This window comes from Micromonospora sp. ATA51 (assembly GCF_016802855.1).
Lineage (GTDB): Bacteria > Actinomycetota > Actinomycetes > Mycobacteriales > Micromonosporaceae > Micromonospora > Micromonospora sicca.
Genome location: NZ_JAEVHJ010000367.1, coordinates 1 through 6,210, shown reverse-complemented (window position 1 = coordinate 6,210; position 6,210 = coordinate 1). Strand labels below are relative to the sequence as shown.

Annotated in this window: 9 protein-coding genes and 1 pseudogene; 6 read left to right on the top strand and 4 right to left on the bottom strand. The window is 68.9% G+C overall.

Features of this window, described 5'->3' with window-relative positions; translation table 11 throughout:
• Positions 1 to 226: pseudogene (locus JNW87_RS33190) on the bottom strand (hypothetical protein); the annotation flags it as partial.
• A 92-nt stretch (positions 227 to 318) separates the two neighbouring features.
• Between JNW87_RS33190 and JNW87_RS33185 the strand changes: the two are divergent.
• Entirely contained in the window at positions 319 to 717 is a 399-nt protein-coding gene (locus JNW87_RS33185) for a transposase (RefSeq protein ID WP_236647366.1), read from the top strand.
• A 567-nt stretch (positions 718 to 1,284) separates the two neighbouring features.
• On the opposite strand, the gene JNW87_RS33180 is transcribed toward JNW87_RS33185, so the two are convergent.
• Positions 1,285 to 1,494, bottom strand: coding sequence for a hypothetical protein (locus JNW87_RS33180; RefSeq protein ID WP_109800604.1), 210 nt, complete (start codon positions 1,492 to 1,494; stop codon positions 1,285 to 1,287).
• Positions 1,495 to 1,777: 283 nt separating this feature from the next.
• Here JNW87_RS33180 and JNW87_RS33175 point away from each other — a divergent pair, with 283 nt between their 5' ends.
• Positions 1,778 to 2,863, top strand: a complete 1,086-nt coding sequence (locus JNW87_RS33175; protein ID WP_146230992.1) for a tyrosine-type recombinase/integrase — start codon at positions 1,778 to 1,780, stop codon at positions 2,861 to 2,863.
• Positions 2,853 to 3,254, top strand: a complete 402-nt coding sequence (locus JNW87_RS33170; protein WP_146230991.1) for a DUF6262 family protein — start codon at positions 2,853 to 2,855, stop codon at positions 3,252 to 3,254. The genes JNW87_RS33175 and JNW87_RS33170 overlap by 11 nt, the downstream gene beginning before the upstream one ends.
• Before the next feature lie 61 nt (positions 3,255 to 3,315).
• Here JNW87_RS33170 and JNW87_RS33165 read toward each other — a convergent pair whose 3' ends face one another.
• Both JNW87_RS33165 and JNW87_RS33160 read right to left on the bottom strand, forming a co-directional pair.
• Positions 3,316 to 3,510: a hypothetical protein gene (locus JNW87_RS33165; RefSeq protein WP_368666223.1), complete on the bottom strand. Its 195-nt coding sequence runs from the start codon at positions 3,508 to 3,510 to the stop codon at positions 3,316 to 3,318.
• Positions 3,501 to 4,409 carry an NADP-dependent oxidoreductase gene (locus JNW87_RS33160; RefSeq protein WP_236647365.1) on the bottom strand — a complete coding sequence of 303 codons (909 nt, stop codon included), beginning with the start codon at positions 4,407 to 4,409 and terminating at the stop codon, positions 3,501 to 3,503. Before JNW87_RS33160 ends, JNW87_RS33165 begins: the two co-directional genes overlap by 10 nt.
• A 93-nt stretch (positions 4,410 to 4,502) precedes the next feature.
• Between JNW87_RS33160 and JNW87_RS33155 the strand changes: the two genes are divergently transcribed.
• From JNW87_RS33155 to JNW87_RS41810, 3 genes are all read left to right on the top strand, one after another.
• Positions 4,503 to 5,102, top strand: coding sequence for a TetR/AcrR family transcriptional regulator (locus JNW87_RS33155; protein WP_109800601.1), 600 nt, complete (start codon positions 4,503 to 4,505; stop codon positions 5,100 to 5,102).
• A gap of 180 nt (positions 5,103 to 5,282) precedes the next feature.
• Positions 5,283 to 5,825: a hypothetical protein gene (locus JNW87_RS33150; protein WP_109800600.1), complete on the top strand. Its 543-nt coding sequence runs from the start codon at positions 5,283 to 5,285 to the stop codon at positions 5,823 to 5,825.
• A 145-nt stretch (positions 5,826 to 5,970) separates the two neighbouring features.
• A partial coding sequence (locus JNW87_RS41810) for a transposase (protein WP_375373577.1) occupies positions 5,971 to 6,210 on the top strand: 240 nt, incomplete at its 3' end.

Sequence of the window (6,210 nt, the reverse complement as noted above, 5' to 3'; positions counted from 1 at the left end):
ATGGGGTGCCGGTGGGCACGACGGTGTGGCGGCTGCTGACTCGCCTGGACGACGGGCTGCTGTCCACCGTCCTGGCCGGTTGGCTGACCGCCCGCGCCCGGCCGGTGACCACGCCCCGGCCAGCCCGGTATCGGACGGTGATCGCCGTGGACGGGAAAACCCTTCGAGGTGCCCGCCGCAGCGACGGCGGCCAGGTCCACCTGCTCTCCTTGTTCAAGCAGCTCAAAGCCCTACCCCGGGCCCGACGTCCCACTCGGCGACCGCCGCCGCGACACCGGGCACGGCCGCCGCGAGACCCGCACCGTCAAAGCCATCACCGTGCACACCCCCGACGGAATCAGGTTCCCCCACGCGCAGCAGGCCATCCGGATCATCCGGACCCGCACCACCGGCGCGAAGACCAGCCCCGAGACCACCTACTTCACCGTGTCTCTACCCGCCGAGCAGGCCCAACCCGCCGACCTGCAGGACTGGGCCCGCCGCGAATGGCACATCGAGAACCGCGTCCACCACGTCCGGGACGTCACGTTCCGTGAAGACCTCCACCAAGCTCGCACCGGCACCGGACCCGCCGTCCTGGCCACCCTGCGCAACACCTCGATCGGCTACCACCGCACCAACGGCGAGGCCAACATCGCCCGCGCCACCCGACGCGCCAACCGCCGCCCCCACGACCTCATCACCGCCGTGACCAGCACCTATCCGACAACGCAATGACCCTGCTCGACACCGGCCCTGCTTGACGGTCCGGCACCCGTCGTCAGCTCGTGTCCGTATCCCCCAGCGGGGGGTCGGAGATTCCAGACGTGTCGTCAAAATCAGGCCGTCTCCAGGCCGTCCGAGGTGAACCAGCGGTGACCACCGATGGCCATCGACGACCGGTCCCGGCGCAGGTCACAGTGCGTGCCGTCCGGGTCAGACGATTATGTCCACCAACGAGATCAATACCTGTGGAAGTGGACCGTCGGGCCAGAGGAATTCTGAGGACGGAACCCCAGGGGCCGGAGGTCAGGAACATGGATCTCTGCCCCTGCCGCCAGAGATCCAGGACCGAACGCACCTGGTCTTCCGCCGGCTGTCGCAACCACGCCGAGCAGCGAGAAGGCAGCGAAAGCACCGCCAGTTGCCGACAGCACGCCGCATAAGGAGGCAGACCAGCCTTGGCCAGCGGCAGGAGACCGCACCGGATGACAACCGATGATGCTGTATGCCCGCGTTCGGGACGAGGAGGTCGGGTTGACCAGGCAGGTGGTCGACAAATCCGGGAGGTATGGCTGGCTGCTGTCACGGGTGGACCTGCTCCAGGTTGTACCCGCAGGTAGCGGCCGCTATGGAATAGCCGACGGTGGCTGCGGCCAGCACGAGGCCGACACCGACGCCGAGGGCTGCCGCGCCTTTGGTGGACAGCCCAGTTCGCCAAACGAACACGGCCGTCACCGCAGCGGCCAGGGGCAGCGAGAACGCGAGGGAGAGCCACACGGTCTCGCGGAACACCCATACTAGCCAATCCGGATCCCCGGTGAGTTCCTCGCACGGCACCGGGTGTGAGGGCATAGGCGCCGCCGCCAGCGGCGCAGTGGCAAGACCAGCGAACGCGTATGCCAACACGGTCCAGCTCAGCGCAGCCCGGGTCCTCGGCCAGTCAATCACAACCGCGACTGTGCCAGAGGCCGCCGAAGACGGCTACGGCGCGCGGACCTGATCGCCGTACAGGCCGGAAGTGCAGCAACGAACGCGACCGCTGGCGACTCAGACCATCCGCGACAGCATCAGCGCCTTGGCGGTCTTCCTCCGGGCGTTACAAGACCACGAGGACTGGGCGCCCGAGCTGCCCCGAAACGCCGTCATCTACGCCTCGGACTACCCGCGAACGATCCCGCTGCGCGCCCGCGGCCTGAACGCCCACATCATGACCCAGGTCCGCGCGCACCTGCCCCGCTGGCCCCAACCCGACGGCCGATTCCTGACGGAGCTGATGCTGGCCACCGGGCTGCGCGTCGGTGACGCCTGCGCGCTCGGCTACGACCCGATCGTCCGCGACCGTGACGACAACCCGTACGTCCGGTACTGGAACCACAAGATGCGCCGCGAAGCCTACGTACCCATCAGCGCGGCGACGCTCGACAAGATCCGTGAACAACAGGCCAGGGTGCGCGAGCAGTACCCGGCGGAGACTGCGGCATACCTCAGTCAGCCAGCTCCCCGGACCCTGCCCGTTGACGGGTTGCGGCTGGTGCCCGCGAACATGCTGAACCCCCACGGACTTCTCCCGTTCCGACGCAGCACCTACAACCTGCAGCTGCAGGCGTGGGTCGCGAAGTGCGGGATCACCGACGAAGCCGGACGTCCCGCCCACATCACGGCGCACCAGTGGCGGCACACGTTCGCCACCACCCTGGTCAACCGCGGCGTCCGCCTCGAAGTCGTCAAACAGCTGCTCGACCACGCCAGCCTCGAGATGGCGTCCCACTACGCCCGGCTGCTGGACACCACCATCCGCGCCGAATGGGACGCCGCCCGCGACAACGACGACGATCTGCAGCACCTGCTACCGGCCGATGTGGAGTGGGCGAACCGATCACGCACCGCCCTACCGAACGGGCACTGCGGACTTCCGCGCCAGCAGACCTGCGACCACTCCAACAAGTGCCTGACCCGCCCCGTCTTCATCACCACCAGCGAAGACCTGCCCGCGCACGAGGCGCACCGCCACCGCACGCTGACGCTCATCGCCCAACTCGATGCCCGAGGGCAGACCAAGCTGGCCGACCAGAACCGGCTCGTACTCGAGCAACTCGACGCGCGCATCGCGCAGATCAAGCAGGCAATCGCTACGGGCGGAGCGCACCGCGATGCCATCTGACGCGTCAGATCGGCTCATCGCGGCAGCGCGTCGGAGACACGAGCAAACCCTCGCCCGTGCCCGCACAGCACTACGCCAGTTCGAGACCACCGGCGAGCCCGTCACCTACGCCAAGGTCGCTGCGGCGGCGAAGGTCAGCCGGGCCTGGCTATACAGCCAGCCTGACGTCCGAGCAGCAGTGGAACGGCTACGCGATATCAACAACCGCTCCACTGGCGTCGCCGTCCCCACCCGCCAGCGCACGAGCGAAGCCAGCCTGATCCGCCGCCTTGAGGCGGCGCACCGCCGCAACCGGGAACTCACCCGGCAGGTCGCCGAGCTCCGAGAACTGCTTGCCGCAGCGCATGGGGCACTACGCGACAGCCGTGCCGGACGAACCACACCTACGTGATGAGCAGCGGTTTCACTCACGCGCACAGCGCTGCGTCGGCTCGGGATTGCGGATGCGGCGTTCAGGCTGGGTCGAGCGAACTGAACTGGATGCCGGTGAGTCGCCACCCGTCGGGTAGTTCGATCCATACCTGACTCAGTCGGACCGTCAGTGCCATCACCTCACCACGCCAGGTCGCCCGGCTGCGCTGGACGCAGCGCACGATCGCGGCGCGGTCATAGCGGCGCACGTCGAGTTCGGTCGTCGTCAGGGACAGGTAGGCGAAGTCAGCGTGTCGGTCGATCCACTGCCGCTTGTCCAGCAGGTAGCCCCGCTCGCCTCGCGCATCCCGCCGAAGGTGCCGTCCAGGTCCAGCACGAAATGCAGACCGACGTCGTCGCGGCCAATCCACTCCTGCTGAGGTACCGGATAGGTGATCGTGAGGAGGCGTCCGCCTGGGCGGATGGCGGCAGCGACTCCGGCAAGGTGGTCACTCGGCAGGGTCAGGTTGAAGGCGACGTCGACGCCGGAGGGGTATTCGGATTCCGCGTACCCGATGGTCTCGTCGGCGCCGAGAGCTCGGAGGATGTCGGCGTCCGCGGCGGGCGCGGTGACGATCACCCGCGCCTTCGCGGCGGCGAGCAGCGGGATCACCGCGGTGCCGACGCCGCCGGTCGCGCCGACGACCAGGACCGTCTCGCCAGGCTGCACCTTGGCGGTGGCCATCAGCGCCCGTGCGGTCAGGCCGACGGTGGGCAGGGCGGCCGCGTGCTCGATGTCGAGGCCGGCCGGGCGGTGCGCCAGTAACGGGGTGTCGGCCTCGAAGACCGCGTACTCGGCCAGTGAACCCGTGCTCAGCGACGGCCGGGCCGCACCGGCCATCGCCCGCAGCACCCGGGGCGCCGCCTGACCGAAGATTTCGTCGCCCACCTGGTAGGCCGTCACGCCGGCGCCGACCTCGCTGACCGTGCCGGCGAAGTCGTTGCCGGGCACGTGTGGAAACTCCAGGGGAACCACGTCACGGGACTCGCCGCTGGGCAGCCGGACGTCCGCCGGGTTGGTCGAGGCGGCGGCGATCCGGACCTGGATCTGTCCCGGCCCGGGCCGGGGCGCCGGCACGTCTGCCACGGTGTATTCCTCGGGCGGCCCATAGCCGGTCACGACAACTGCCTTCATGCGCTTCCTCCCATAAACGGACCGAGCGGTCCTGTTATCGGTCGCGACGCTAGCAATAAGCGGACCGGGTGGTCAACTTGCTAGGGTGGCACCGTGACCTCGCCCCGCCCGTTGCGTGCCGACGCCGCCCGCAACCGGCGGCTGCTACTGGCAGCCGCCGCCGACGAGTTCGCCGAGCGTGGCCTGGACGCCTCGGTCGCCGACATCGCCCGCCGGGCCGGTCTCGGCAAGGGCACCCTGTTCCGCCACTTCGCCACGAAGGACGACCTGCTCGCCGCGATCGTCCTCGACCGGATCGACGAGCTCGGCGCGCTCGGCGAACAGTTGCTCGACGCGGCGGACCCGGGCCCCGCGCTGCTGGAGTTCCTCACGGTCGCTGCCGACCAACAACAGCAACGCGACCTGTCGTTCCTGCAGGAGGCCGGCGAACTGAACGCGGACGTGATCAGGGCCCGCGAGCAGATGTTCCGCACCGTGCACAAGCTTGTCGATCGGGCTCGTGAGCACGGCGCCGTGCGAGCCGACGTCACCGGCGCCGACGTCATCCTGCTGATGTGCGCACCCAACTACGTCACCAGCTATGTGTCAGACGCCCCGCCCGACCTGTGGCGGCGATACCTTGCCATCATCTTCGACGGCCTACGACCGGACGGCGCCCACCCGCTGCCCCACCCGCCGCCAGCCGCTCCTTGACGCCTTAACACAGGGTCTGGCCGCAGATGCCTGCTGGCGCCTCTGGGGCTGCTCGGCTGAACGCGCTCACGGGGGAAAGGAAACGGCCGCACCTGGTTGAGCACGTTGGCAAGCAACGTCCTGGACATGTCCATGACACAACATCGCCGCACAACCAACCATCTGATCGGCTGACCCAAGATAAACGGCGAACTCGTGGTCTGGGCGGGAGAACGGACCGACTTCTCCCAGTTGCAGCGGCGGGTCACCGCCGGGACTGGCCGCGACGCCCTGGCCAGGAGCCGCCCCGCCCACTACGTGGTCTTCGACCTCCTCAGCGCCCCGCCCGGCCTACCCCTGCTGGACAAGCCGCTCGCCGAACGGCGCGCCCTGCTGACGTCACTGCTCGCCGACGCCCCGGCACAGCTCACCCTGTCACCGCAGAGCACCGACGTCGGGCAGGCCACCGAGTGGCTGCACACCTGGACCGCCGCCGGCATCGAAGGACTGATGATCAAACGGCTCGACAGCCGCTACGAGCCCGGCAAGCGCGGCTGGCAGAAATACCAGTGCGCCTACCACAGCACCGAGGCCATCATCAGCGGCGCCACCCCCAGCCTCGGCAATCTGGAGACCCTCCTGCTCGGCCGCCTCGACGAGCACGGACGACTTCGCTACACCGGCCGGACTCACCCCCTGCGGCCCGCCCAGCGCGCGGAGCTGATCGACCTACTTGCCCCTTAGAGCCTGGTAAATAAGGGTTTCGAGTGACCGGCGGGTCGGGTGCGAAATCGATGATCGTGCCGGTGCCCGGCGTGGTGGCGTGACATGGGGAAGGGCCTTCGGTACGAGCGAAGGTGACTAAACCAGCACGACCGAAGGCCCAACCCTGTCTGTATACCTTGTCGCCGGCGTCGCCGCACCCGCCACGCCGGCCACCGTTGCCGATCACCTGCCGACCGGCCGGCCGCGGCACTACCCGTCCGACACCACCGACGCCGAATGGCGGATCCTGGCCCCGCACGTGCCGGCCGGAACCGGGCGTGGACGGCCGATCATCTACCCCCGCCGGGACGTCGTGGATGCGATCCGCTACCTCGACCGGACTGGCTGCCAGTGGGACGCGCTG